The organism is Neorhizobium vignae, assembly GCF_000732195.1.
In the GTDB taxonomy this organism is placed as follows: Bacteria; Pseudomonadota; Alphaproteobacteria; order Rhizobiales; family Rhizobiaceae; genus Neorhizobium; species Neorhizobium vignae.
In genome coordinates, this window is the sequence record NZ_JNNU01000006.1 from 204,070 (window position 1) to 225,962 (window position 21,893).

The 21,893-nt window shown below is 62.3% G+C and carries 24 protein-coding genes; 14 read left to right on the forward strand and 10 right to left on the reverse strand.

The features are described from left to right. Window positions 1-4 precede the first annotated feature (4 nt). From GQ59_RS12090 to GQ59_RS33395, 4 genes are all read left to right on the forward strand, one after another. Window positions 5-688 (forward strand): septation protein A, encoded by a 684-nt coding sequence (locus tag GQ59_RS12090; protein WP_037081454.1) that lies wholly within the window; start codon window positions 5-7, stop codon window positions 686-688. Beyond that, window positions 685-1,272, forward strand: a complete 588-nt coding sequence (locus GQ59_RS12095) for a DUF2585 domain-containing protein (protein WP_037081457.1) — start codon at window positions 685-687, stop codon at window positions 1,270-1,272. Before GQ59_RS12090 ends, GQ59_RS12095 begins: the two co-directional genes overlap by 4 nt. 537 nt (window positions 1,273-1,809) lie before the next feature. Further along, window positions 1,810-2,178 (forward strand): hypothetical protein, encoded by a 369-nt coding sequence (locus tag GQ59_RS33390; protein ID WP_341872385.1) that lies wholly within the window; start codon window positions 1,810-1,812, stop codon window positions 2,176-2,178. A 92-nt stretch (window positions 2,179-2,270) separates the two neighbouring features. After that, window positions 2,271-3,011 carry a GGDEF domain-containing protein gene (locus tag GQ59_RS33395; protein ID WP_341872386.1) on the forward strand — a complete coding sequence of 247 codons (741 nt, stop codon included), beginning with the start codon at window positions 2,271-2,273 and terminating at the stop codon, window positions 3,009-3,011. On the opposite strand, the gene GQ59_RS12105 is transcribed toward GQ59_RS33395, so the two are convergent. The 5 genes from GQ59_RS12105 to ccmA all read right to left on the reverse strand — a co-directional run bounded on the left by GQ59_RS12105 (window position 3,012) and on the right by ccmA (window position 6,269). After that, the gene (locus GQ59_RS12105; RefSeq protein ID WP_037081459.1) at window positions 3,012-3,614 is read right to left on the reverse strand and encodes a DsbE family thiol:disulfide interchange protein; all 603 of its coding nucleotides are present in this window, start codon (window positions 3,612-3,614) and stop codon (window positions 3,012-3,014) included. Next, window positions 3,611-3,781 carry a heme exporter protein CcmD gene (gene ccmD / locus GQ59_RS12110; RefSeq protein ID WP_037081462.1) on the reverse strand — a complete coding sequence of 57 codons (171 nt, stop codon included), beginning with the start codon at window positions 3,779-3,781 and terminating at the stop codon, window positions 3,611-3,613. Before ccmD ends, GQ59_RS12105 begins: the two co-directional genes overlap by 4 nt. 4 nt (window positions 3,782-3,785) lie before the next feature. Beyond that, entirely contained in the window at window positions 3,786-4,544 is a 759-nt protein-coding gene (locus GQ59_RS12115) for a heme ABC transporter permease (RefSeq protein ID WP_037081465.1), read from the reverse strand. A gap of 89 nt (window positions 4,545-4,633) precedes the next feature. Next, a complete protein-coding gene (gene ccmB / locus GQ59_RS12120; RefSeq protein ID WP_037081467.1) occupies window positions 4,634-5,293 on the reverse strand; it encodes a heme exporter protein CcmB in 660 nt (219 codons plus the stop codon). A 331-nt stretch (window positions 5,294-5,624) separates the two neighbouring features. Continuing rightward, a complete protein-coding gene (ccmA, locus tag GQ59_RS12130) occupies window positions 5,625-6,269 on the reverse strand; it encodes a heme ABC exporter ATP-binding protein CcmA (RefSeq protein ID WP_037081834.1) in 645 nt (214 codons plus the stop codon). A gap of 271 nt (window positions 6,270-6,540) precedes the next feature. Between ccmA and acnA the strand changes: the two genes are divergently transcribed. The 4 genes from acnA (at window position 6,541) to GQ59_RS12150 (ending at window position 11,823) form a co-directional block, all read left to right on the forward strand. Beyond that, window positions 6,541-9,234, forward strand: a complete 2,694-nt coding sequence (acnA, locus tag GQ59_RS12135; RefSeq protein WP_037081472.1) for an aconitate hydratase AcnA — start codon at window positions 6,541-6,543, stop codon at window positions 9,232-9,234. 216 nt (window positions 9,235-9,450) lie between these two features. Further along, complete coding sequence (locus tag GQ59_RS12140) at window positions 9,451-10,194, forward strand: sulfite exporter TauE/SafE family protein (protein ID WP_244447954.1); 744 nt, start codon at window positions 9,451-9,453, stop codon at window positions 10,192-10,194. A 195-nt stretch (window positions 10,195-10,389) separates the two neighbouring features. Continuing rightward, entirely contained in the window at window positions 10,390-11,139 is a 750-nt protein-coding gene (locus GQ59_RS12145) for a DUF1223 domain-containing protein (RefSeq protein ID WP_037081474.1), read from the forward strand. Between the two features lie 294 nt (window positions 11,140-11,433). Beyond that, complete coding sequence (locus GQ59_RS12150) at window positions 11,434-11,823, forward strand: DUF2794 domain-containing protein (RefSeq protein WP_037081477.1); 390 nt, start codon at window positions 11,434-11,436, stop codon at window positions 11,821-11,823. Between the two features lie 9 nt (window positions 11,824-11,832). On the opposite strand, the gene GQ59_RS12155 is transcribed toward GQ59_RS12150, so the two are convergent. The 4 genes from GQ59_RS12155 to GQ59_RS12170 form a co-directional block, all read right to left on the reverse strand. Continuing rightward, window positions 11,833-12,390: a GNAT family N-acetyltransferase gene (locus GQ59_RS12155; RefSeq protein ID WP_037081480.1), complete on the reverse strand. Its 558-nt coding sequence runs from the start codon at window positions 12,388-12,390 to the stop codon at window positions 11,833-11,835. Window positions 12,391-12,498: 108 nt separating this feature from the next. After that, window positions 12,499-13,281, reverse strand: a complete 783-nt coding sequence (locus GQ59_RS12160; protein ID WP_037081483.1) for a Bax inhibitor-1/YccA family protein — start codon at window positions 13,279-13,281, stop codon at window positions 12,499-12,501. Window positions 13,282-13,514: 233 nt separating this feature from the next. Further along, entirely contained in the window at window positions 13,515-16,058 is a 2,544-nt protein-coding gene (locus GQ59_RS12165; RefSeq protein WP_037081486.1) for an ABC transporter permease, read from the reverse strand. After that, window positions 16,055-16,768, reverse strand: a complete 714-nt coding sequence (locus GQ59_RS12170) for an ABC transporter ATP-binding protein (RefSeq protein WP_037081488.1) — start codon at window positions 16,766-16,768, stop codon at window positions 16,055-16,057. The genes GQ59_RS12165 and GQ59_RS12170 overlap by 4 nt, the downstream gene beginning before the upstream one ends. Window positions 16,769-16,844: 76 nt before the next feature. Between GQ59_RS12170 and GQ59_RS12175 the strand changes: the two genes are divergently transcribed. From GQ59_RS12175 to GQ59_RS12190, 4 genes are all read left to right on the forward strand, one after another. Continuing rightward, the gene (locus GQ59_RS12175; RefSeq protein WP_037081490.1) at window positions 16,845-17,495 is read left to right on the forward strand and encodes an arylesterase; all 651 of its coding nucleotides are present in this window, start codon (window positions 16,845-16,847) and stop codon (window positions 17,493-17,495) included. Window positions 17,496-17,561: 66 nt separating this feature from the next. Then, entirely contained in the window at window positions 17,562-18,152 is a 591-nt protein-coding gene (gene thpR / locus GQ59_RS12180) for an RNA 2',3'-cyclic phosphodiesterase (RefSeq protein ID WP_037081493.1), read from the forward strand. Window positions 18,153-18,188: 36 nt separating this feature from the next. After that, a complete protein-coding gene (locus GQ59_RS12185; RefSeq protein WP_037081496.1) occupies window positions 18,189-18,491 on the forward strand; it encodes a 4a-hydroxytetrahydrobiopterin dehydratase in 303 nt (100 codons plus the stop codon). Window positions 18,492-18,547: 56 nt separating this feature from the next. Beyond that, complete coding sequence (locus GQ59_RS12190; RefSeq protein ID WP_037081499.1) at window positions 18,548-18,946, forward strand: YkvA family protein; 399 nt, start codon at window positions 18,548-18,550, stop codon at window positions 18,944-18,946. Window positions 18,947-18,958: 12 nt separating this feature from the next. Here the strand turns inward: GQ59_RS12190 and GQ59_RS12195 are convergent, their stop codons facing one another. Next, window positions 18,959-19,522, reverse strand: a complete 564-nt coding sequence (locus GQ59_RS12195) for a sigma-70 family RNA polymerase sigma factor (RefSeq protein WP_037081503.1) — start codon at window positions 19,520-19,522, stop codon at window positions 18,959-18,961. A 328-nt stretch (window positions 19,523-19,850) separates the two neighbouring features. On the opposite strand from GQ59_RS12195, the gene GQ59_RS12200 reads away from it, so the two are divergent. Both GQ59_RS12200 and rlmN read left to right on the forward strand, forming a co-directional pair. Then, window positions 19,851-20,417 carry an invasion associated locus B family protein gene (locus tag GQ59_RS12200; RefSeq protein ID WP_037081837.1) on the forward strand — a complete coding sequence of 189 codons (567 nt, stop codon included), beginning with the start codon at window positions 19,851-19,853 and terminating at the stop codon, window positions 20,415-20,417. Window positions 20,418-20,637: 220 nt separating this feature from the next. Continuing rightward, on the forward strand, window positions 20,638-21,876 hold the full coding sequence (gene rlmN / locus GQ59_RS12205; RefSeq protein ID WP_037081505.1) for a dual-specificity RNA methyltransferase RlmN: 1,239 nt from the start codon (window positions 20,638-20,640) through the stop codon (window positions 21,874-21,876). Window positions 21,877-21,893: the final 17 nt, after the last annotated feature.

Consider the following 21,893-nt stretch of genomic DNA (forward strand, 5'->3'; position numbering starts at 1 on the left):
ATATATGAAATTCGAAAGCGATACGACGCCCACCGCCGCCGACCGGCACCATCCGATGCTGAAGCTCTCGCTTGAGCTCGGGCCGCTGCTCGTCTTCTTCTTCGCCAATCTGCGCGGGGAATGGCTAGGCGCGACCTTTCCTTGGCTTTCGGTGCTCGGTGGTCCGCTGTTCATCGCCAGCGGCCTGTTCATGGTCGCGACCGTCATATCGCTCGTCGTCTCGAAGATCGTTCTCGGGCATCTGCCTATGATGCCCTTCATTTCCGGGATCGTTGTCCTCGTTTTCGGCGGGCTCGGCATCTGGCTGCAGGACGAGCTGTTCTTCAAGATGAAGCCGACCATCATCAACACGCTGTTCGGCGTCGTGCTGCTCGGCGGATTGCTGTTCGGCAAGTCGCTCCTCGGCTATGTGTTCAATGCGGCCTTCCAGCTCGATGATGCCGGCTGGCGCAAGCTGACCGTCCGCTGGGGTGTGTTCTTCCTGTTCCTCGCCGTGCTCAACGAAATCGTCTGGCGCGGCGCCAACGCCTATTACCTGCCTGACGTCAAGGCGGCGGACAACTTCTGGGTGGCCTTCAAGGTCTGGGGTACGATGCCGATCACGCTGATCTTCACCATGACACAGATGCCGCTGATCATGCGCCACACGATCCAGGAGCCGGCAGGCAACGCCGAGGCCGAAAAGTGACGGCGGCGGAATTCTCCCCATCGAGCTCGTCCTCCAAGCGCTGGTTTCTCGCCGCGCTCATCCTGTTTGTGCTCCAGATCGCCATCCTCTACGCGATCGGCCGCATTCCGATCTGCGAATGCGGTTATGTGAAGCTCTGGGAAGGCGGGGTGAATACCAGCGGCAATTCGCAGCATCTCTCCGACTGGTACACGCCGTCGCACATCATTCACGGCTTCTTGTTCTATGGTCTCGGCTGGCTGATCCTGCGCCGGGCGCCGCTCGCGGCCCGGCTGTCGCTGGCGGTGCTGATCGAGGCGGCCTGGGAGATTGCCGAGAATTCGCCTCTGATCATCGACCGTTACCGCACCGCGACCATGGCGCTGGGTTATACCGGCGACAGCATCCTCAATTCGGCGATGGACACGGTGTTCATGGCGCTCGGCTTCTTCGCCGCCGCGCGCCTGCCGGTCTGGCTGACGGTCGCCATCGCCATCTTCTTCGAGCTGGCGACCGGCTATATCATTCGCGACAACCTGACCCTCAACGTGCTGATGCTCGTCTGGCCGCTGGATGCGGTGCGGGTTTGGCAGGGTGGGCTTTAGGCGCTGCTGTCGTGCGGTATGGGTTTCGGCCGGGGGCGATTTTTTCACCCCAAGAAAAATCTGCCAAGCTGATCAGCGCTTTAGCCATATCCACTTCCCCATTCATCCCCGCCGCTCAAACCGATTCCATAATCGTCCCGTCATCGGATGGGAAACCGGGTTCGCGAACCGGCCTCCTCTCCAAGGGTTCTCGGACCCCGGTTCCGGTGATGGCTGCAAGGTGGGTGGCGAGGCCTGGCAATCCTCGAAAGACCATCAAACAGTCGGGGCAGGCACAAATACCTACCTCCTACATACCCGATACCGCCTGCCCCATTCCCAACCCAAAACCGCGCCGGACAAGATGCCCGCGCGGCCAAAACTGCTTGCTTTCAAGTGGTGGTCAATGTGATGGAAGCGACTGCCACCGTGTTCAGACCCCAATGATACAGGTTTGATCCAGGTCCTTGATTGCCGGTCAAGTTTTTTTAACGACAAGCAGCTAGATTTCGTCGCCAGCACCGAACGTCGAGGGGAATGCTTTCGTGCGGGGATCACATGGAATCGCACGATAACTTCGCCTATCTGCTGCCGTTCATCTTTTTCGTGTTCGGCTGTACGTTCCTTTTTCTGGAGCGCTGGGGATCTGCGCCGTCCCGCTACTGGGGCGTCGGATACATCGTCGCAGCGCTCGGGTTTGTCTCGCCGCTCATCTTGGCCGGCTTGCCGGTCCCGGTCCAGGCGATTGTCGCAAACACCTTCTTCCTGGCCGCGTTCTTTTCCTTGGGCCACGCCATTCTTACCCGCTTCGGCCGGCCGCTTCTCACTGCCGGGCGGCTTATATTCTGTGCTGCCGCATTCCACTGCATTTCCTACATGGTCCTGGTGAACCCGATCAGCGAGGAGAGCTGGCCGTCAGTGACATAGCCTGCTCGATCCTGCTGATCATCCCGCTATGGCAGGTCCGCCGCCATATCCGCCTGCCGATCGACCGGCTGCTCGTGGCCCTGGTGGGCCTGGTGATCGCCGACAATCTCGTCAGGGTCTCGGCCCTGCTGATCCTCACGTCATCCGGGACCTATACGACGCTCGATGATTTCCTTGCCTCCGACTACGCCTTCTTCATGCAGATGAGTGCGAGTGTCATCGGCTTCCTGATGGCGCTGACAGTGCTCGGTACCGTCATGCTGGATGTCGTCTGGCAGCATCGCCATGCGGCCGAGCATGATCCGCTGACCGATCTCCTGAACCGCCGCGGTTTCGAGCGGGCCATCCCCGATTTCAGCAGGGAGAGTTTCCCCTCGGGCGCCGTTCTCGTTTGCGATATCGACCATTTCAAGCTCGTCAACGATCGTTTCGGCCATGCGGCCGGGGATATGGTGATCGTCGGTCTGGCCGCCGCACTTCGCGACGGGCTGCCGTCCGATGCGCTGGTGGCGCGTTTCGGCGGAGAGGAATTCGTAGCCTTCCTGCCGGGCGTGACGCTTGCGGAAGCCGGGATGCTCTGCAATGCGATCCGACTCGCCTTTGCCGCGCGCGACTGGCGCGAAGGCGGCGTCACCCAGCAGATCACCGCAAGCTTCGGAGTGTCTGCCACCGCCAGCGGCGATCACTCCATGCATGATGCGATCGGTCGGGCCGATGCCTGTCTTTACGCGGCGAAATCCGCTGGCCGCAACCAGGTTGTGATGGAAGGCCAACAGGCAGCGCACGCGCCGACACAGCTGCGGGTCGTCTCCGCCGCGGACCGTCGTGCCTGATCAGCCTTTCGCGGCCGCCTTTTCGATCGCCGGCATGAGGTCCTGGGTCAGGCTGCGCTCGTCGAAGGGGCCGACCTTCTTGTAGAGGATCGTACCGTCAGGCGCGACCAGGTAACTTTCCGGAATGCCGTAGACGCCCCAGTCGATCGCCGCCTTGCCGTTCGGATCGACGCCGATCGCCTTATAAGGGTTGCCGAGTTCACCGAGGAAACGCAACGCGTTGTCGTTGCGGTCCTTGTAGTTGATGCCGACGATGGTGAGCCGGCTATCGTTCGCCAGTTCCTTCAGGATCGGATGTTCCTGCCGGCAGGGCACGCACCAGGACGCAAAGACGTTGACGAGCGTCAGCTTGCCGCCGATCGCGGCGGTCGTCAGCGCCGCGGTGTTCGAGCCTTCGAGCGGCGGCAGCGCCAGCGATGGCGCCTTCTTGCCGATCAGGGCGGAGGGGATGGCCGAGACGTCGCGGCCGTTGACGTCCTGGTCGTAGAGCATCTTGCCGGCGACGGCCGCAAAGCCGAGAAAAATCGCCAGCGGGATCAGAGGCAGCGCATAACGCGCCAGGCTTTTGCGCGCGGCGGGCCGATTTTCGGTCTCGGTGCTCATGCCGCGTCGTCCTTTGCCTGGGCGGAACGGCGGCGGACGCCGGAGGCTTCGAGCTCGGCCAGTTCCTGTCTGCGAGCGCGGCCGTCGAGCCAGGTCCAGGCGACCAGACAGAGGATGACGATTGCCGAAACGGCATAGGACATGGCGATGTAGAAGGTATGGCTCATGGTCTCACGCTTCCCGTCCGGCCATCCGCGCGGCCATCCGCCGCTGGGCGGCGACGCGGCGGCGCCAGATCTCGTTGCGCATCGCCGTTGTGTGCAGGGTGAAGAACAGCATGGTGAAGGCGATCGCCATGATCAGCAGCGGCCAGAGGAATTCCTGGTCGATGGTCGGGCCGCCCATGCGGATGACGCTGGCGGGCTGGTGAAGCGTGTTCCACCAGTCGACCGAGAACTTGATGATCGGGATGTTGACGAAACCGACGAGGATCAGCACGGCGGACACGCGGGCTGCCCGCGACGGATCGTCCATGGCGCGGTTGAGCGCGATCAGCCCGAGATACATGAGGAAGAGCACGAAGACGGAGGTGAGGCGCGCATCCCACACCCACCAGGTTCCCCACATCGGCCTGCCCCAGAGGGAGCCGGTGGCGAGCGCGATCAGCGTGAAGGCGGCGCCGAGCGGGGCTGCGGCCTTGTGGCTGACGTCGGCGAGCGGATGGCGCCAGACCAGCGTGCCGATCGCCGAAACGGCCATCACCGTGTAGCACATCATCGACAGCCAGGCGGCCGGCACATGCACATACATGATGCGCACCGTCAGGCCCTGCTGGTAATCGCCTTCCGTCGTGAAGCTCAGATAAAGCCCGATTGCGAAGAGCATCACGGTCGCCGCCGCCATCCACGGCAGGATGCGGGCCGCCAGCGCCAGAAATCGCGTCGGGTTGGCCAGGTCGGTGAATTTGCTGATGGCAAGGCTGTCGGTCATGGGCACTTTCTAATATGCGCGCGGAAAAATCAGCTTGATCCTGGTCAATTCGCCGGTCGTTGATCCGATCCCGTTCAATTCGATTCTAATCAATCGCCGGCATTGCGCAACGCCAGTGCCGCGCCGAGCGGACCGAGGACGGCAAAAAACATCGTGATCGCCACCAATATCAGGAAAGGCGGCATAAACGGGGCAGGATCCTCGACCGCCGCATAGGAGGCGCTGACCCCGAAGATCAGCACGGGGATCGCAAGCGGCAGGACGAGGATCGAGACGAGCAGTCCGCCACGTGGCAGGGCAACCGCGACCGCCGCTCCGACCGCACCGATGAAGGTCAGCGCCGGGGTGCCGACCAGCAGCGTCAGCATGGTGGCGCCGATCGCCACCTCGTCCATGTTCATGAACAGGCCGAGCAACGGCGATGCGATCACCAGCGGCAGGCCGTTGCCGAGCCAGTGGGCGAGGCATTTGACCAGCACGGTCAGCACCAGCGGATGTTCCTGCATCAGCAGCAGGTCGAGCGACCCGTCCTCGCGCTCGGTCTGGAACAGGCGGTCGAGGCCGAGCAGGGCGGAGAGCAGCGCGCCGATCCAGACGATTGCCGGGCCGATGCGGGAGAGAAGGTTGAGATCCGGACCGACGCCGAAGGGGATGACGGCGACGACCGTCATGAAGAAGAGAACCCCGATCAGGGCGCCGCCGCCGGCGCGGACCGAGAGTTTGAGGTCGCGGAGGAGGAGGGCGGTCATAATCTGTCGCTCCACGTCCGGGGCGCACCCCCCTCTGCCCTGCCGGGCATCTCCCGCAACTCAGTTCCCGTCATCCTCGGGTCAAGCCCGAGGAAGACGGCGAGAAGGCGGCGGATGACGGCGGGTGTGAGGGTGCGAGGAGCCCCTCTTCCTTGTGGGGAGGGGTTGGGGAGGGGGTTTCTGTCTCCATAAGACCCCTTCCGCCTGCCGGCCACCCTCCCCACAAGGGGGAGGGCTAAGAGTGCAGCGCCGTTCCAGGCCCCATCCACCATAGCCATTCCCTTGCGGTGGGGGCCGCCAGGGCAGAGGGGGGTAACGCGAGGCACGACGATCACCATCTCCCCTCCGCCACGCCCGCAAACCCGGCCATCTTCAATTCCCTTGCATTCCCCAGCCCCAGCGGCTGATGAGTCGCCGCCAGCACTATGCCGCCGCCAGACAGATGCGCATTGATCAGCGCCGTGAACATGCTTTCCGCATTCACATCCAGCGCCGCAGTCGGCTCGTCCAATATCCAGACCGGCCTATAGGCGACGAGCAGCTTGGCAAACGCCATGCGGCGCTGCTGCCCGGCCGACAGGTAACCGAAGGGGAGGTGGATGATCCCGCCAAGGCCAACCGTCTCGGCAGCCTCGCCGGGGGAGATGCCCTTGCTGCCCTCCACGTCGCCGAAAAACTCCTTCCAGAAACTCAGATTTTCAAACACCGATAGTTCCGCCTTCATCGCATTGCGATGGCCGAGATAGTGGCAGGCCTCGGCGGCGCGCATTCCCGATTCGGCACTCTCCGAAACCCAGGTGACGCGACCCGTCTCCGGGTGCAGCAGTCCGGCGACGACGCGCAGCAGCGTCGATTTTCCCGATCCGTTGCGGCCCGTCAGGACGAGGCTTTCACCGGCTCCGAGGGTAAAGGAGATGTCCGTGAAAATCAGGTCTTCGCCGCGTCTTGCGCTCAAGTTTTCGGCCAAAAGCCGCATGCCGGAGACCTTCATTAAGATTTTAATCATCGCGATCCGAAAATTTATTCGGAATGGGCGCCAAGCGTCTGGAACCCTTCTTAGAAATTATCTATAAGCACTGCAACCACGCAAGCGGCCGGCGTGATTTCAATCTTCCGCCGAACCTGAAGGTCCCAAAAAATCTTCTCGTGCGGACAGCGGAAATGGTCGCACCCGCATCCTGATGTGCATGAAGTGCATAGGCGTCCGCACGCGCGTGTTGGCTCTTTAATCAGCGGGGTTACTTTCCGTGGCTAAATCTCTCGACAGTTTCAATTGTCGCTCCATCCTTACCGTAGGCGGTAAGGATTACGTTTACTACAGCCTCCCGAAGGCTGAGCAAAACGGCCTTGCCGGCGTTTCGAAGCTGCCCTTCTCCATGAAGGTGCTGCTGGAAAACCTGCTGCGCTTCGAAGACGGCCAGTCCGTCACCAAGGAACAGATCCTCACCGTTGCCGAATGGCTGAACAACAAGGGCCTCACGGAAGCGGAAATCGCCTACCGTCCGGCCCGCGTGCTGATGCAGGACTTCACCGGCGTTCCCGCCGTCGTCGATCTTGCCGCAATGCGTGACGCGATGGTGTCGCTCGGCGGCGATCCGGAAAAGATCAACCCGCTGGTTCCCGTCGATCTCGTTATCGACCACTCGGTCATCGTCGACGAGTTCGGCACCCCAACTGCGTTCGCGAAGAACGTCGAGCTCGAATACGAGCGCAATGGCGAGCGCTACCGCTTCCTGAAGTGGGGCCAGCAGGCGTTCAAGAATTTCCGCGTCGTTCCTCCGGGCACGGGCATCTGTCACCAGGTGAACCTGGAATATCTCGGCCAGACGGTCTGGACCAAGGAAGAGGACGGCGAAACGGTCGCCTATCCGGACACCTGCGTCGGCACCGATTCGCACACCACGATGATCAACGGCCTCGGCGTTCTCGGCTGGGGTGTGGGCGGTATCGAAGCGGAAGCCTCGATGCTCGGCCAGCCGGTCTCGATGCTCCTGCCTGAAGTCATCGGCTTCAAGCTGACCGGCAAGCTCAAGGAAGGCGTCACCGCGACCGACCTCGTGCTCACCGTCGTGCAGATGCTGCGCAAGAAGGGCGTCGTTTCCAAGTTCGTCGAATTCTTCGGCCCGGGTATGGACAACATGCCGCTCGCCGACCGTGCGACGATCGGCAACATGGGTCCGGAATACGGCGCGACCTGCGGCTTCTTCCCGGTCGATGGCGAAACCATCAACTACCTGACGATGTCCGGCCGCACGCTGGAGCGGATCGCGCTGGTCGAGGCCTATTCCAAGGTTCAGGGCATGTGGCGCGAAGGCGACGGTTCCGACCTCGTCTTCACCGACACGCTCGAACTCGACCTCAACGACGTCGTGCCGTCCATGGCCGGCCCGAAGCGTCCGGAAGGCCGCATCTCGCTCGACAAGATCGCCTCCGGGTTTGCCGGTTCGCTTGACACCGAATACAAGAAGCCCGGCCAGCTCGACAATCGTTACCCTGTCGAAGGCACGGACTTCGATCTCGGCCATGGCGACGTGGCGATTGCCGCCATCACGTCCTGCACCAACACCTCCAACCCGTCGGTGCTGATCGCTGCCGGCCTTCTCGCCCGCAACGCGGTTGCCAAGGGCCTGAAGTCCAAGCCGTGGGTGAAGACTTCGCTTGCACCGGGATCCCAGGTGGTCGGCGAATACCTTGCCAAGTCCGGCCTGCAGGCCGATCTCGACAAGCTCGGCTTCAACCTCGTCGGCTTCGGCTGCACGACCTGCATCGGCAATTCCGGCCCGCTGCCGGCGCCGATCTCGAAGACGATCAACGACAAGGGCCTGATCGCCGCCGGCGTGCTCTCGGGCAACCGTAACTTCGAAGGCCGTATTTCTCCGGACGTCCAGGCGAACTACCTCGCGTCGCCGCCGCTCGTCGTCGCCTATGCGCTTGCCGGTTCGGTCCAGAAGGACCTGACCACGGAACCGCTCGGCGAAGACCAGAACGGCAACCCGGTCTTCCTCAAGGATATCTGGCCGACCTCGAAGGAAGTCCAGGAATTCATCCTCAAATACGTCACCCGCGAACTTTACGAAACCAAGTATGCGGACGTGTTCAAGGGCGACGAGAACTGGCAGGCGGTCAAGGTTCCTCCGGGCCAGACCTATGCATGGGACGACAATTCGACCTATGTGCAGAACCCGCCTTACTTCGTCGGCATGGGCAAGACCGGTTCGGGCCTCAAGAACATCAAGGGCGCCCGCATCCTCGGTCTCTTCGGCGACAAGATCACCACCGACCACATCTCGCCCGCCGGTTCGATCAAGGCTGCTTCGCCGGCCGGTGCATACCTGACGGGTCACGGCGTCGGCGTTGCCGACTTCAACCAGTACGGCACGCGTCGTGGCAATCATGAAGTGATGATGCGCGGCACGTTTGCCAACATCCGCATCCGCAACCACATGCTCGGCCCGAACGGCAAGGAAGGCGGCTACACCTTCCACTATCCGTCCAAGGAAGAGATGTCGATCTACGACGCGGCCATGCAGTACAAGGCCGAGGGCGTTCCGCTCGTGATCTTCGCCGGCGTCGAATACGGCAACGGTTCGTCGCGTGACTGGGCCGCAAAGGGCACCAACCTGCTTGGCGTCAAGGCGGTCATCGCCCAGTCCTTCGAGCGTATCCACCGCTCGAACCTGGTCGGCATGGGCGTCGTTCCCTTCGTGTTCGAAGAAGGCACGACCTGGGCCAGCCTCGGTCTCAAGGGCGACGAGACCGTCACCATCGAGGGCCTGGAAGGCGACATCAAGCCGCGTGAATGGAAGACCGCCAAGATCACGTACGGCGACGGCACGGTGAAGGAAATCAACATCCTTTGCCGCATCGATACGCTCGACGAGGTCATCTACATGAACAATGGCGGCATCCTGCAGACAGTTCTGCGCGACTTGGCTGCCTAAGCGACAACGGCCACCCGCAGGCGAAGCCTGCGGGTGGTTTTTTTGCGCAATTCCATCGGTCCTCATTCCTGTGCTCGTCACAGAAATCCAGCCAGCCCAAGTCCTTGGGCTGAAAAGAGTCTCCCGACCCGATAGACATCGGGTCACCGGATTCCTGTGACGAGCACAGGGATGAGGGAGGTGAAGGCCCTCGATCCCAACTGCCCCTAAGGTCCCGTGCCCTTGACCGTCGTCATCCTCATCGGAATGGCTGTCACCGTTTTCCTGACGTCGCTGCTTTCGGGAATTTTCGGCATGGCGGGCGGGCTGATCCTGCTCTGGGTGCTGCTTTTCCTCTTTCCGGTCAGTACCGCGATCGCCATCCATGGCGTCATCCAGATGGTCTCGAACGGGTCGCGTGCCTGGTTCTCGCGCGCCTATATCGACTACCGAATTCTCGGCATCCTGGGCCTCGGTCTCGTCATCTCGAGCATCATCCTGCTGATCGTCGATTATCAGCCGGATCTGATCGTCGTGTCGATCGCCATCGGGCTGATGCCGATCCTGGTCTGGATGCCGGTCTCGAGACTGCGGCTCGACGCCTCGAAGCCGCTGCATGCGCTGGCCTGCGGGCTGATCGCCGGCGCCTTGACGGTCGGCGTCGGGGTGTCGGGACCGACGATCGATATCTTCTTCATCCGCACGACGATGGACCGGCGCAAGGTGATCGCCACCAAGGCGGCCGTGCAGGTCGCCTCGCATGCCACGAAGGTGGTGTTCTACTGGAATGCGGCCTCGGAACTGCCAACCACCGAATGGATCGCGGTGCTGGTCGCGGCACCGATCGCCATCCTTGGAGCGCGGGCCGGCAACGACATCCTGCAGAAGATGACCGACCAGAATTTCCGCGCCTGGACGCGCTGGATCGTCACCGGCGTGGGTGCCGTTTATTTTACTCAAGGCCTGCTCAAACTGATTTGACCTCGGCGCGTTTTTCGCCAAGTTTGACACCCAACGAAACGCATTCGGAAACCGACCAAATATCCGGTCTTCACCCCTTCGTGACTTTCTCTTGAGGGTGCCCGGCGGTTACTTTCCGCCATCCCGTGCGTTAGCCCCTTGATCGCCCCGAGCAATCGTGGATAACAGTTACCCTGATAAAAAGGTCTGCCACCCATGCCCTTCCCTTTTCGCTCCGTACTCCTTGTTGCGGGCCTGTTTTATGCGGGCGCTGCATTTGCGGGAGAGGTCAGGGCGCCGAAGGGCGTGATCGAACTTTTTACCTCCCAAGGCTGCTCCTCCTGTCCGCCGGCCGACGCCGCTCTGGGTGAGTTGGTGGCGCAGGGAGACATGGTCGTGCTTTCCTATCACGTCGATTACTGGAACTATCTCGGCTGGACCGATACGCTGAGCTCCAAGGAAAATACCGAGCGGCAATATGGTTATGCCAAGACCCTGGGACGGAGCGGCGTCTATACCCCGCAGGCCGTCATCAACGGCCGCGATCACGTCAAGGGCACCGACCTCACGATCATCAACGACAAGGTCAAGGCCCTCGGCCAGACCGGCAAGGGGCTCGACGTCCCGGTCACCGCGGCGATGCGCGGCGATGAAATCGAGATCGAGATCGGCGACGGCAAGGGGCAGGCGGACGTCGTCGTCGCCTATTTCACCAAGCGCCAACTGGTGGATGTCACCAAGGGTGAAAACAGCGGCAAGACGATGGAATATTGGCACGCCGTCTACGACGTGCAGTCGGTCGGCACCTGGAACGGCCAGAGCATGAAGCTGACCCTGCCGGGCAAGCTGATGGGCAAATCGAAGAAGGATGGTTGTGCGATCCTGCTGCAGACATCCGGCCCGGGCGGCGAGCCTTCGGCAATTCTCGGCGCGACCGTCCTGATGGCGGGCCGCAAGAAATACTGACCGCGGATGCGGTTCCTGGCTGCCGGATTGTGCGTGGATCTCTTGTTGGCGGCCCGATCCAATAGCATCGGGGGGCTGGGGGTAAGGGTCAATGCACCAGACCGGGCCATATGGCGCAGAAAAACGGCGCCAACCAACGCTGCCAATCTCGCTTCGAAATCGGGCACTCTTTTGTTCGAAATGGGGCAAGAATAAAATCATGCGGTTCATCCCCGGCCGGATTGCCGGGGTTGATTTTTGCTGCCTCTCGGGCACACTGTCATATCTCTGACATTTGACGATTTGGGAGTCTTGATGACAGATCAGCCGGATTTGCCGGGGGGACAGAGACCCCAGGACGCAGCCGTCGTCGTCGATCTCAGTGAATATCGGCAGAACCGCGATCCCGCACCGGTCACCTTCCACCGGCGCGAACTCGACGCGATCTTGAGGATTTACGGCCGAATGGTCGGCGAGGGAGAGTGGAAGGACTATGCGATCGACCACCTGAAGGACCGGGCCGTGTTCTCCGTCTTCAAACGCTCCGGGGAAAGCCCGCTCTTCCGAATCGAGAAGAACCCTAAGCTCGCCGCCAAGCAGGGCGCCTATTCCGTCATGAACACCCATGGCATGATCATGAAGCGCGGCCACGAGCTGCCGCAGGTGCTCAAGGTGTTCGACAAGGTGCTGAAACTGATCGACTGAGGCGGCGCCCTATTCGGTAAACAGCGAGCCGGGATAGACGCCGGGATCCGGATCGGTTTCATTGCCTTCGCCGAGCGAGACCTGCATCAGCACCGTATCCTGCCACTTCCCGTGTTTGAAGCCGGTGCCCTTCAGGGTGCCCGTCAGTTCGAAGCCAAGGCCACGATGGAGCGCCACGGAGGCGGGGCTGGCGCCGCCGATGACGGCGACCATCTGGCGGAAACCCAACGCCTCGCAACGCACCAGTAGTTCCTTGAGCAGCGCCTTTCCGACGCCCTTGCCGCGCGCGTCCGGCGCCAGGTAGATCGAATCCTCGACCAACCAGCGATAGGCGGGGCGGGTCCGGAAGGCGGATGCGTAGGCATAACCGAGGAGGGTGCCGTCTTCCTGTTCAGCCGCGATATAGGGATAGCCCTTGGCCCGGATCGCCTCGAAACGAGCCGCCATCTCCGCCTGGTCCGGCGGGGTGAGCTCATAACTTGCGGTGCCGTTCAGCACGCTGTCGCGATAGATCTCGGTGATGGCGGGAAGATCGGCGGGGGAGGCATCGCGGAGATGGAATGTCATCGAGATTCAGGCCGTTGAAAGGGATCACCAAGCCTATGCTGCGGCGCGAAGCCGGGCAATAAAAAAGGCGGCCCGGAGGCCGCCTTTTTCCTGTTCGTATTCCTCGAATTAGTTGTTCCGGTTGCCCAGGAACTGGAGGAGGAACGTGAAGAGGTTGATGAAGTCGAGGTAGAGGGTCAGAGCACCCATGATGGCCTTGCGGCCAGCAACCGCGACGTCGTCGCCGTCAAAGTACATTTCCTTGATCTTCTGCGTATCGTAGGCGGTGAGGCCTGCGAAGATCAGCACGCCGATCGCGGAGATCGCGAAGCCGAGGGCCGAAGACGCCAGGAAGATGTTGACGATCGAGGCGATGATCAGGCCGAACAGGCCCATGATCAGGAACGAGCCCATGCCCGACAGGCTTCTCTTCGTCGTGTAGCCGTAAAGCGACAGGGCGCCGAAGGAGGCAGCCGTGATGAAGAACGTCTGCACGATGCTCTGCGACGTGTAGATGAGGAAGATCGACGACAGCGAAAGGCCCATCAGGGCCGCGTAGCCCCAGAAAGTGGCCTGTGCCGCGCCGACGCTCATCTTATGAACGCGGAAGCTCAGGAAGAACACCACCGCGAGCGGTGCGAGCATGACGACCCAGCGAAGCGGCGAACCGTAGATCGCAGCGCCGAGGCTGGTCAGCAGGATGCCGTTCGGAAGCCGGGCGACAGCTGCAGCCGCATCCGTCGTCGTTGCGAGGGCCGAGATACCATAGGCGGCGATACCGGTGATAGCCAAGCCGACAGCCATCAGGTTGTAGACCTTGAGCATGTAGGCGCGCAGGCCTTCATCGATCATCGCGCCGGACTGGGCGCGACCCTGCGCCGCCCGGGTCTGGTAGTTGTTAAAGTCAGCCATTGTTTCCTCTTTAAGCTCCGGAATTATTCACGGTGTCGGGCCCCCTTTTTACGGACCCAGGCGCCGCTGCGGAGCTCCAGCAAGCCTGCGCATAAATATGATGCGAGATTGCTTCACATACAAGAGGTGCGGGAAGCGAAAAACGCAAGCCATGGGAGCTATTTAGCAACCTATGGGACGCTCTGACGGGAATTTGATCAGAGGGTTAACGGGAAATACTACCTGTGGGCGAATTAGAGCTCGCGCAGCACCGGTGCGGCCTTCTGCCCTAATATGCGCCATGTGCCGGCGAGGCCTATTCCGACGGTCAAAACCAGAGAGACGGCGAGCGTCAGCACTGCAATGTCAGGCAGGAAGACCGACTGGAGCCGCATGATCCGGCTGACCACGAACCATGCGGAGAGGCCGCCGGCGAGAAGCGCGAAGAGCGCCGTCGCCGTTCCGAGGATCATGTATTCGTAGCTGAAGGCGCGCATCAGCATGCTGCGCGTGCCGCCGAGCGTTTTCAGGATGACTGCGTCATGGGTGCGTGCCCGGTTGCCGGCTGCCAGCGCACCGGCCAGCACCAGCACGGAGGCGATCAGCGCAACGGCCGCCGCGGCCCGGATGGCGGCTGCGAGCTGGCCGACGAGCTGGTCTACGATATCGATCGCGTCCTTCACCCGAACGCTGGTGATGGTCGGGTAGGCGTTGGTAACGGCGCGCAGGATCGAGGCTTCCTGCTGGGCGGTGGCTCCGGGATCGCTGAGCGTCGCGAGCCACGCATGCGGCGCGCCGCGGAAGGTGTTGGGCGAAAAGACCATCACGAAGTTGATCGAGAGCGATTCCCACTGAACCTTGCGGAAATTGGCGATGCGGGCGGTGATATTGCGGCCGAGCACGTTGACGGTGACGGTGTCGCCGATCTTCAGGCCGAGTTCGCCGGCCTCCTCCGCCGAGAAGGAGACCAGCGGCTCGCCGGCATAGTCGGCGCCCCACCACTCTCCCGCCGTCAGCGCCGAGTTGGAAGGAAGTTTCTCCTCGTAGGTGATGCCGCGGTCGCCGCGCAGCACCCAGCGGCCGGCGGGAGGCACGTTCATCTGGGTCACGTCCTGGCCGTTGAAGGCGAGGATGCGGCCGCGCAGCATCGGCACCTGGGTGATCGCACCCTCCGGCGCCTGCTGTTTCAGGATGTTGACTAAACCTTCGCGTTCCGGTCCCTGAATGTCGACGAAGAAGAAGTTCGGCGCCTGCTGGGCGATGCTGCCGGTCAGCTGGCGGCGCATGTTGCCGTCGATCAGGGCGAGCGTCACGAGCAGGGCAAGGCCGAGGCCGAGCGACAGCACGACCGACGGCGTCAGCGCGCCCGGCCGGTGGATGTTGCCGATCGCCAGCCTGAGCGCCGGCGAGTTGACCCGCGGGCTTCTTTTGGCAAGCGCCGCGATCAGGGCCGCAACGAGGCGCAAGAGCACGAAGGCACCGGCGACGGCGGCGAGGAAAACGGAGGCGATGAAGCGCTCTTCCGCAGAAACGATCGCAAGTGCTGCGAGGGCGGCAAGGGCCAGGCCGGCTGCAAGAAGGTAGGGCCAGGAGGGAAGGCGGGTATTGTCGAAGCTCTGTTCCCGGAAAAGCGCGGTCGCCGGCACTTCGCGGGCGTGGCCGAGCGGCAGAACCGCGAAGGCGAAGGTGATCAGGATACCGAAAAGGGCTGCAAGCGCCAGCGCCGAGGGATAGAAGGTGACTTCCTTCGGAACCGGCAGCACGCCTTCGAGGAACTGCAGCGCGACGAAGGGCGAAACCGCGCCGATGACGAGGCCGATCAGGATGCCGATCACCGCGAGCAGCATGATCTGGATGAGATAGATCATCGTCACCACCGAGGCCGGTGCGCCCAGGCATTTGAAGGTGGCGATCGTGGTGCGCTTGGAATCCAGGAAGGCGCGTACCGCATTGGCGACACCCACGCCGCCGACGATCAGTGCCGTCAGGCCGACGAGCGTCAGGAATTGCGAGAAGCGGTCGACGTTTTCGGTGAGCGACGGGGCGGCACGGTCGCTGGTGCGAACCGACCAGCCGGCGCTCGGGAACTCGCGATTGGCGCGGGCGGCGAGCGTCGAACGGGTCGCCGGATCATCGAGCCGCACCTTGTAGGCATGCTCGACGAGGCTGCCGGTGGTGATCAGGCCCGAGGCGGCAAGCGCCTCGCGGCTGACGATCAGCCGCGGCGCAAAGCCGAACCCGTCGGAAAGCGCATCGGGCTCGGCGGTGATCGTGCCGCGCAATGTCAGCCGGGCATTGCCGAGCAGAAGCTGATCGCCGTCCTTGAGACCGAGGCGTTCCAGCAGAAGCGGAGCCGCCAGTGCGCCAAAAGTCTCTCCCTGTCTGCCGAGAAGGTCGGGCAGCGGTGCGGAAGGCTCTGCGCCAAAACTGCCGTAGAGGGGATAGGCGTCGTCCACCGCCTTGACCTCGACCAGCGCCTGCTGGGAACCGTCGGGCTTGCGGGCCATGGAGCGCAGGCTGGTGGAGACGGAGACCTTGCCGAGGCTCGCCAGGAACGCACGTTCCTGGTCGGTGGCTTCGCGGTTGTTCAGCTCGAAACGGATGTCGCCGGCAAGGATTTCCTGGCCCTGCGAAGCGATGGCGCCGGTGATGGCCCGCGATACCGAATTGACGGCCGCGATCGCCCCGGTGCCGAGCGCGATGCAGGCGAGGAAGATGTAGAAGCCGGCCAGGCCGCCGCGCATTTCGCGCAGGGCCAGGCGGAAGGAGATCGAGAGGCGCGGGAAGGCCGGCCTCATGCGGAGACCGCCTGAACCGGGTGATGGGCGGCGGCGCTGTCGCCGACGATCTCGCCGGAGCGGACGCGGATCTGGCGCGAGCAGCGAGCGGCAAGCGCGCTGTCATGGGTGACGAGCAGCATGGTCATGCCGCGCTCCGCCTGTTTCGAAAAGAGCAGGTCGGCGATCTGCCGGCCGGTCTCGGTGTCGAGATTGCCGGTCGGTTCGTCGGCGATCAGCACCGAGGGCGAGGGGGCAAGGGCGCGGGCGATCGCCACGCGCTGCTGCTCGCCGCCGGAAAGCTGGCCGGGATAGTGGCTCAGCCGCTCGCCGAGGCCGACGGCGGTCAGTTCCCGCCGGGCGATCTCGAAGGCGTCCCTGACATTGGCGAGTTCGAGCGGAACGGCGACGTTTTCGAGCGCCGTCATGTTGGCGATCAGGTGGAAGGACTGGAAGACGATGCCGATATTGCGGCCGCGGAAATCGGCCAGCCGGTCTTCGGACAGCGCGTGGAGGGGAGCGCCGTTGATGACGATCTCGCCGCTGTCCAGCCGTTCGAGGCCGGCCAGGACCATCAGCAGCGTCGATTTGCCGGAGCCCGAAGGCCCGACTATGCCAACGGCCTCGCCCGCGCGGATGTCGAGGTCGATCTGCTTCAGCACATGCACCGAGGCTGCCGCGCTGCCCAGGGTCAGATCGGCCTTCTTCAGTGTGATGATGGTTTTAGTCAAATCGAACCGTCCTATATAGGCGTGAAGCGTAACCCGAACACCGCGTTGCGGTAGCGCACAATCTAGGAGACGGATCGTGAGTTTTAAAGCAAGCCTGCTTCACTTCATTGTCATGTCGGCATTGGCGCTGGCTGCGTTGCCGGCTGCCGCGCAGGACAAGGCAGTCCAGCTCGTCGGTTTCGGCGACAGCCTGATGGCGGGCTACCAGCTTGCTCCTTCCGAATCCTACACGGCCCAACTCGAGGCGGCGTTGAAAGCCGCGGGGCAGACAGTCGTGGTCGCCAATGCCGGCGTCTCCGGCGATACGACGGCGGGTGGGCTTTCGCGCATCGACTGGTCGGTGCCCGACGGCACGGATGGCGTGATCCTCGAACTCGGCGCCAATGACGCGCTGCGCGGCATCTCTCCCGACCAGTCGGAGAAGAATCTCGATGCGATCCTGGCGCGGCTGAAGGAACGGAAGATCCCGGTCTTCCTGATCGGCATCCTGGCGCCGCCGAACATGGGTGGCGACTACGCCGAAAAATTCAACCCGATCTACAAGCGGCTGGCCGACAAATACGCGGTGCCGCTCTATCCGTTTTTTCTGGATGGCGTCGCGACCATTTCCAGCCTGCAGCTCTCGGACGGCATGCATCCGAATGCCAAAGGGGTCGCCGTGATGGTCGAAAAGACCCTTGAACCTGTCAAAAGCTTCCTGGGGGCTATTAAGGATACGGGAAAATAACACCTTGCGCGGAACCCCGTTGCATGATTCGCTGTTTGCATCTGCAAAAGATTCGAGGAGGTCCCTATGCCGAGACTTTTCACCGCCCTCGAAATTCCGCGCAATGTAGCGATGAGCTTGTCTCTCCTGCGCGGCGGGATCCCCGGTGCCCGGTGGATCGACGTGGAGAACTACCACATCACGTTACGCTTCATCGGCGATGTCGACGGCCGCACGGCGGACGAGATCGTCGATCGGCTGGACCGCATCGACCGGCCGGAATTCCAGGCGACGCTGACCGGGATCGGCTCCTTCGGATCGAAGAAACCGCATTCCATCTGGGCCGGCGTTTCGCCCTCGCCGGAAATCTACGCGCTGCAGGCGGAGATCGAACGGATCTGCCAGCGTATCGGCCTGCCGCCGGATCCGCGCAAGTTCACGCCGCATGTGACGCTCGCACGGCTCAAGAACTGCCGCCTGGACGATGTGGTGCACTATCTTGCCGGTCGCGGCAATTTCCACACGGCAGCCTTCACCGTCCCGCGTTTCGTGCTGCTGTCGTCGAAGGAATCGGTCGGCGGCGGTCCTTACCTGACGGAGGAAATCTTCCCGCTGCAGGAGGCGAGCTACGGCAACGCCTATGCAGGCGAGATGGAGCCGGTGAAGAGCCTCCTTTAATCCGAGGGAGCCCTTTGACCCGAAGGAGCCCTGGCCATGAACTACGAAAAGCTGGATGCAGCCGCCATCGAGCGCGAGTTCGCGACGCTTGACGGCTGGGATCTGAAGCCCGAAGGCGATGCGATCTTCAAGAGCTTCAAGTTCAAGACCTTCATAGAGGCTTTCGGTTTCATGGCCGAATGCGCGCTGTCCGCCGAGAAGCTCAACCACCACCCGGAATGGTCGAACGTCTATTCGCGGGTCGACGTGCTGCTGACCACCCACGCGACCGGCGGGCTGACCGATATCGACTTCAAGCTTGCCCGGGCGATGGACAAGGCATCCTCGCGCCGCAATTGAACTTCATGGTCCAAAACCCATATTGGATGGGCACACGTTGAGCGAACGGAGCGACCATGGACGACGTGAAGATCGGCGAAATTCTGCTGCCGGGTGACGAGGATACGCAAGGCCACCGGGAACGGCAGATTCGCGCCAGGTTCTGGCCGACCCTGAAGCGGGCCGTCCGGCAGGTGCCGTTCAGCCGCGACCTGATCGCCGCCTATTATTGTGCGATCGACCGCCGAACGCCAACCCGCGTGCGGGGCGTTCTGCTCGCGGCGCTCGCCTATTTCGTGATGCCGATCGATTTCCTGCCGGATATGTTCGTTCTTGTCGGCTTCACCGACGATGTCGCGGTGCTCGCCGCCGCGTTCCGGATGATCCAGGGCCATATCGCCGACCGACACTACGAGGCAGCGGATCTGGCACTGGCGGACAATCCGGACATCGCCGACGGCGTCCGCGGCAAATAGTCTCAAGGGGCCTTATCCCTCCGAAGGATCTTCGAGAACTCGTCGCAAGCGCTCGAAAGCGAGCCGGATTCGCGACTTCACCGTGCCGAGCGGAAGACCCGTGGACGAGGCGATTTCCGAATGGGACTGGCCGAGGAAGAAGGCCGCCCGAACCAGTTCCATCTGTTCGCCGGGGATATCGGCCAGTGCGGCGCGCACGAGGGCATCGCGTTCCTCGCCTTCGAAGATCGTATCGGCGCCCGGCGCCTCGGTGACGAGGAACAGGGGTTCGTAGACGTCCAGCGGCCTGTGCCTTGCCCGGCGTTCGGCGTCGATGCGGCGGTTGCGGGCGATACGGAAAAGCCAGGTGGACAAGGAGGATCGGGCCGGATCATAGAGGCCGGCCCGGTGCCAGAGAACGGCCATCACCTCCTGGACGAGTTCCTCCGCATCGTCGGGCCGCATCGACCGTTTCACCAGCCAGGATTTCAAACGCGGCGCGTAATAATCGAACAGCATGGTAAAAGCTGCCTGATCGCGCTCATCGGCCACTGCCCTTACCAAGCCGGCGAAGTGGTCTCTTTCGTCTACATTCATTTACGCTGCGCAAAGTTTCCCATGAGATTCGCATCATATTCGACCATTCTAATGTCATTGTGAGAGTTAGGAAAAGGACAAACTCTTGCCCCAATCCTTGTGTCACTGATTGACGAAACGCATGGAAATTCTGCTGGTTGGGTCTTTGGAGGCATGACGGTGAGTGCTAATCCTTCCATCCGGGGGCCAGGGCAGGAGATTCAGCAAATTCTAATGGTCTGGTTGACGGTTTGGTAACCAGGATCAAGTCAAAATGCGCCGAATCAGGATCATGCCTGGCAAGGCTTGCCCGCTCGGGCCGTTGAACGAACAAAACCGGCAGGAGACCATGTCTGTAAGAACAATCGCAACCGCATTGGCAATCTTGGCTGCAAGCGCCGGCCTGGCATCGGCTCAGGCGCCGAAAGCCACTGCCCCGGCCAAGCCGCAGCAGGCCCAGGCACCGGCAGCAGCGGCCGCAGGTCCCACGCGCATCCAGCAGTTCAAGGCATGGGGCGCCTATTCCTACAAGTCGGGCGCCAGCAATGTCTGCTACGTGCTTTCGGTGCCAACCACCAAGGAACCGGCCAGCGTCGACCACGGCGATATCTTCTTCATCGTCTCGCAGCGGCCCGGACAGAACATTTCCTACGAGCCGCAGGCGATGGTGGGATACGTGCTGCAGCCGAATTCCAAGGTGACCGTGACGATCGACAAGAAGAACTTCACGATGTTCACCAAGGACAAGGCGGCCTGGGTCGAGAACGCCGCGGAGGAGCCGGCGTTGGTCGCGGCAATGAAGACAGGTCAGAACATGAGCGTCAGCGCCGTTTCCGGCCGTGGCACCAAGACCTCCTACGCCTATTCGCTGCAGGGCATTGCGGCAGCGCTGAAGCAGATCGAAACCTGCAAGTAACGTCTGCTCATAAGGACAACCGAAGGCCGGTCTCGTGACCGGCCTTTTTGCATTTCTCGAAGAATAGTGACGCGGCGGCTATTTGATGATAAAGCCCGCCTCAACGAAGGTCCGGCACATGTGCCCGATGGGCCGATACAGGTTTCACGCATCCAACATGCCCTGACTTTCCCGCTGATCGATCGTGGGAAAGCTGCATGTGTTCGAACGGGATAAAAGAATGTCAGTCTCAGAGGCTCTGGCGCCGGTCGCCATCAAGAAGCCGCTCGTCGCCAATCCGGATCTGTTCGGCACCAAGCCGTCGCTGATCGGGCTGACGCGCGAGGACATGGCGGCGGCACTGAAGGAAAAGGGCGTATCGGAGAAGCAGGTGCGCATGCGCGTCAGCCAGCTCTGGCACTGGCTCTATATCCGCGGTGTTTCCGATTTCGATGCGATGACCAACGTCGCCAAGGACATGCGCGAGATGCTGAAGGCGCATTTCACCATCGCGCGTCCCGAGATCGTCGAGGAACAGGTTTCCAATGACGGGACCCGCAAGTGGCTGTTGCGCTTTCCGCCGCGCGGCGCCGGCCGTCCGGTCGAAGTCGAGACCGTCTACATTCCGGAAGAAGGTCGCGGTACGCTCTGCATTTCGAGCCAGGTCGGCTGTTCGCTGACCTGTTCGTTCTGTCATACCGGAACGCAGCGGCTGGTGCGCAATCTGACGGCGGAAGAAATTCTCGCCCAGCTGCTCTTGGCGCGCGACCGACTCGGTGATTTCCCGGGTACCGACACGCCGCCGGGCGCCTTCGTGCCGACCGGCGATCGCAAGGTCACCAATATCGTCATGATGGGCATGGGCGAGCCGCTCTACAATTTCGAAAGCGTCAAGACTGCGTTGCTGATTGCGACGGATGGCGACGGGTTGTCGCTGTCGAAGCGCCGCGTCACGCTCTCGACCTCCGGCGTCGTACCGGAAATCTACCGCACCGGCGACGAGATCGGCGTGATGCTGGCGATTTCGCTGCATGCGGTGCGCGACGACCTGCGCGACATGCTGGTGCCGATCAACAAGAAATATCCGCTGAAGGAGCTGATCGAAGCCTGCCGCAACTATCCGGGGCTTTCGAACGCCCGCCGCATCACCTTCGAATACGTGATGCTGAAGGACGTCAACGACAGTCTGGAGGACGCCAAGGCGCTGATCCAGCTTTTGAAGGGCGTCCCGGCGAAGATCAACCTCATCCCGTTCAACCCCTGGCCGGGCACGAACTACCAGTGTTCGGAATGGGCGCAGATCGAAAAATTCGCCGATTTCATCAACCAGGCGGGTTATGCCTCGCCGATCCGCACCCCGCGCGGCCGCGACATCCTCGCCGCCTGCGGCCAGCTGAAGTCGGAATCGGAACGGATGCGCAAGACCGATCGCCTCGCCTTCGAGGCGATGATGATCGCCGGGCACGGCGAAGACGATTGATGAGACCAGGCCGGCTT

What these genes read in the sequence shown, in the direction of transcription:
- GQ59_RS12090 (WP_037081454.1), top strand. Translation starts at nt 5, where the DNA reads ATGAAATTCGAAAGCGATACGACGCCCACCGCCGCCGACCGGCACCAT.
- GQ59_RS12115 (WP_037081465.1), bottom strand. Translation starts at nt 4,544, where the DNA reads ATGACCGACAGCCTTGCCATCAGCAAATTCACCGACCTGGCCAACCCG.
- GQ59_RS12145 (WP_037081474.1), top strand. Translation starts at nt 10,390, where the DNA reads ATGCCCTTCCCTTTTCGCTCCGTACTCCTTGTTGCGGGCCTGTTTTAT.
- GQ59_RS12160 (WP_037081483.1), bottom strand. Translation starts at nt 13,281, where the DNA reads ATGGCTGACTTTAACAACTACCAGACCCGGGCGGCGCAGGGTCGCGCC.
- GQ59_RS33390 (WP_341872385.1), top strand. Translation starts at nt 1,810, where the DNA reads ATGGAATCGCACGATAACTTCGCCTATCTGCTGCCGTTCATCTTTTTC.
- GQ59_RS12195 (WP_037081503.1), bottom strand. Translation starts at nt 19,522, where the DNA reads ATGAATGTAGACGAAAGAGACCACTTCGCCGGCTTGGTAAGGGCAGTG.
- ccmA (WP_037081834.1), bottom strand. Translation starts at nt 6,269, where the DNA reads ATGCGGCTTTTGGCCGAAAACTTGAGCGCAAGACGCGGCGAAGACCTG.
- ccmB (WP_037081467.1), bottom strand. Translation starts at nt 5,293, where the DNA reads ATGACCGCCCTCCTCCTCCGCGACCTCAAACTCTCGGTCCGCGCCGGC.
- rlmN (WP_037081505.1), top strand. Translation starts at nt 20,638, where the DNA reads ATGTCAGTCTCAGAGGCTCTGGCGCCGGTCGCCATCAAGAAGCCGCTC.
- GQ59_RS12155 (WP_037081480.1), bottom strand. Translation starts at nt 12,390, where the DNA reads ATGACATTCCATCTCCGCGATGCCTCCCCCGCCGATCTTCCCGCCATC.
- GQ59_RS12190 (WP_037081499.1), top strand. Translation starts at nt 18,548, where the DNA reads ATGGACGACGTGAAGATCGGCGAAATTCTGCTGCCGGGTGACGAGGAT.
- GQ59_RS12185 (WP_037081496.1), top strand. Translation starts at nt 18,189, where the DNA reads ATGAACTACGAAAAGCTGGATGCAGCCGCCATCGAGCGCGAGTTCGCG.
- GQ59_RS12165 (WP_037081486.1), bottom strand. Translation starts at nt 16,058, where the DNA reads ATGAGGCCGGCCTTCCCGCGCCTCTCGATCTCCTTCCGCCTGGCCCTG.
- GQ59_RS12150 (WP_037081477.1), top strand. Translation starts at nt 11,434, where the DNA reads ATGACAGATCAGCCGGATTTGCCGGGGGGACAGAGACCCCAGGACGCA.
- GQ59_RS12105 (WP_037081459.1), bottom strand. Translation starts at nt 3,614, where the DNA reads ATGAGCACCGAGACCGAAAATCGGCCCGCCGCGCGCAAAAGCCTGGCG.
- GQ59_RS12200 (WP_037081837.1), top strand. Translation starts at nt 19,851, where the DNA reads ATGTCTGTAAGAACAATCGCAACCGCATTGGCAATCTTGGCTGCAAGC.
- ccmD (WP_037081462.1), bottom strand. Translation starts at nt 3,781, where the DNA reads ATGAGCCATACCTTCTACATCGCCATGTCCTATGCCGTTTCGGCAATC.
- thpR (WP_037081493.1), top strand. Translation starts at nt 17,562, where the DNA reads ATGCCGAGACTTTTCACCGCCCTCGAAATTCCGCGCAATGTAGCGATG.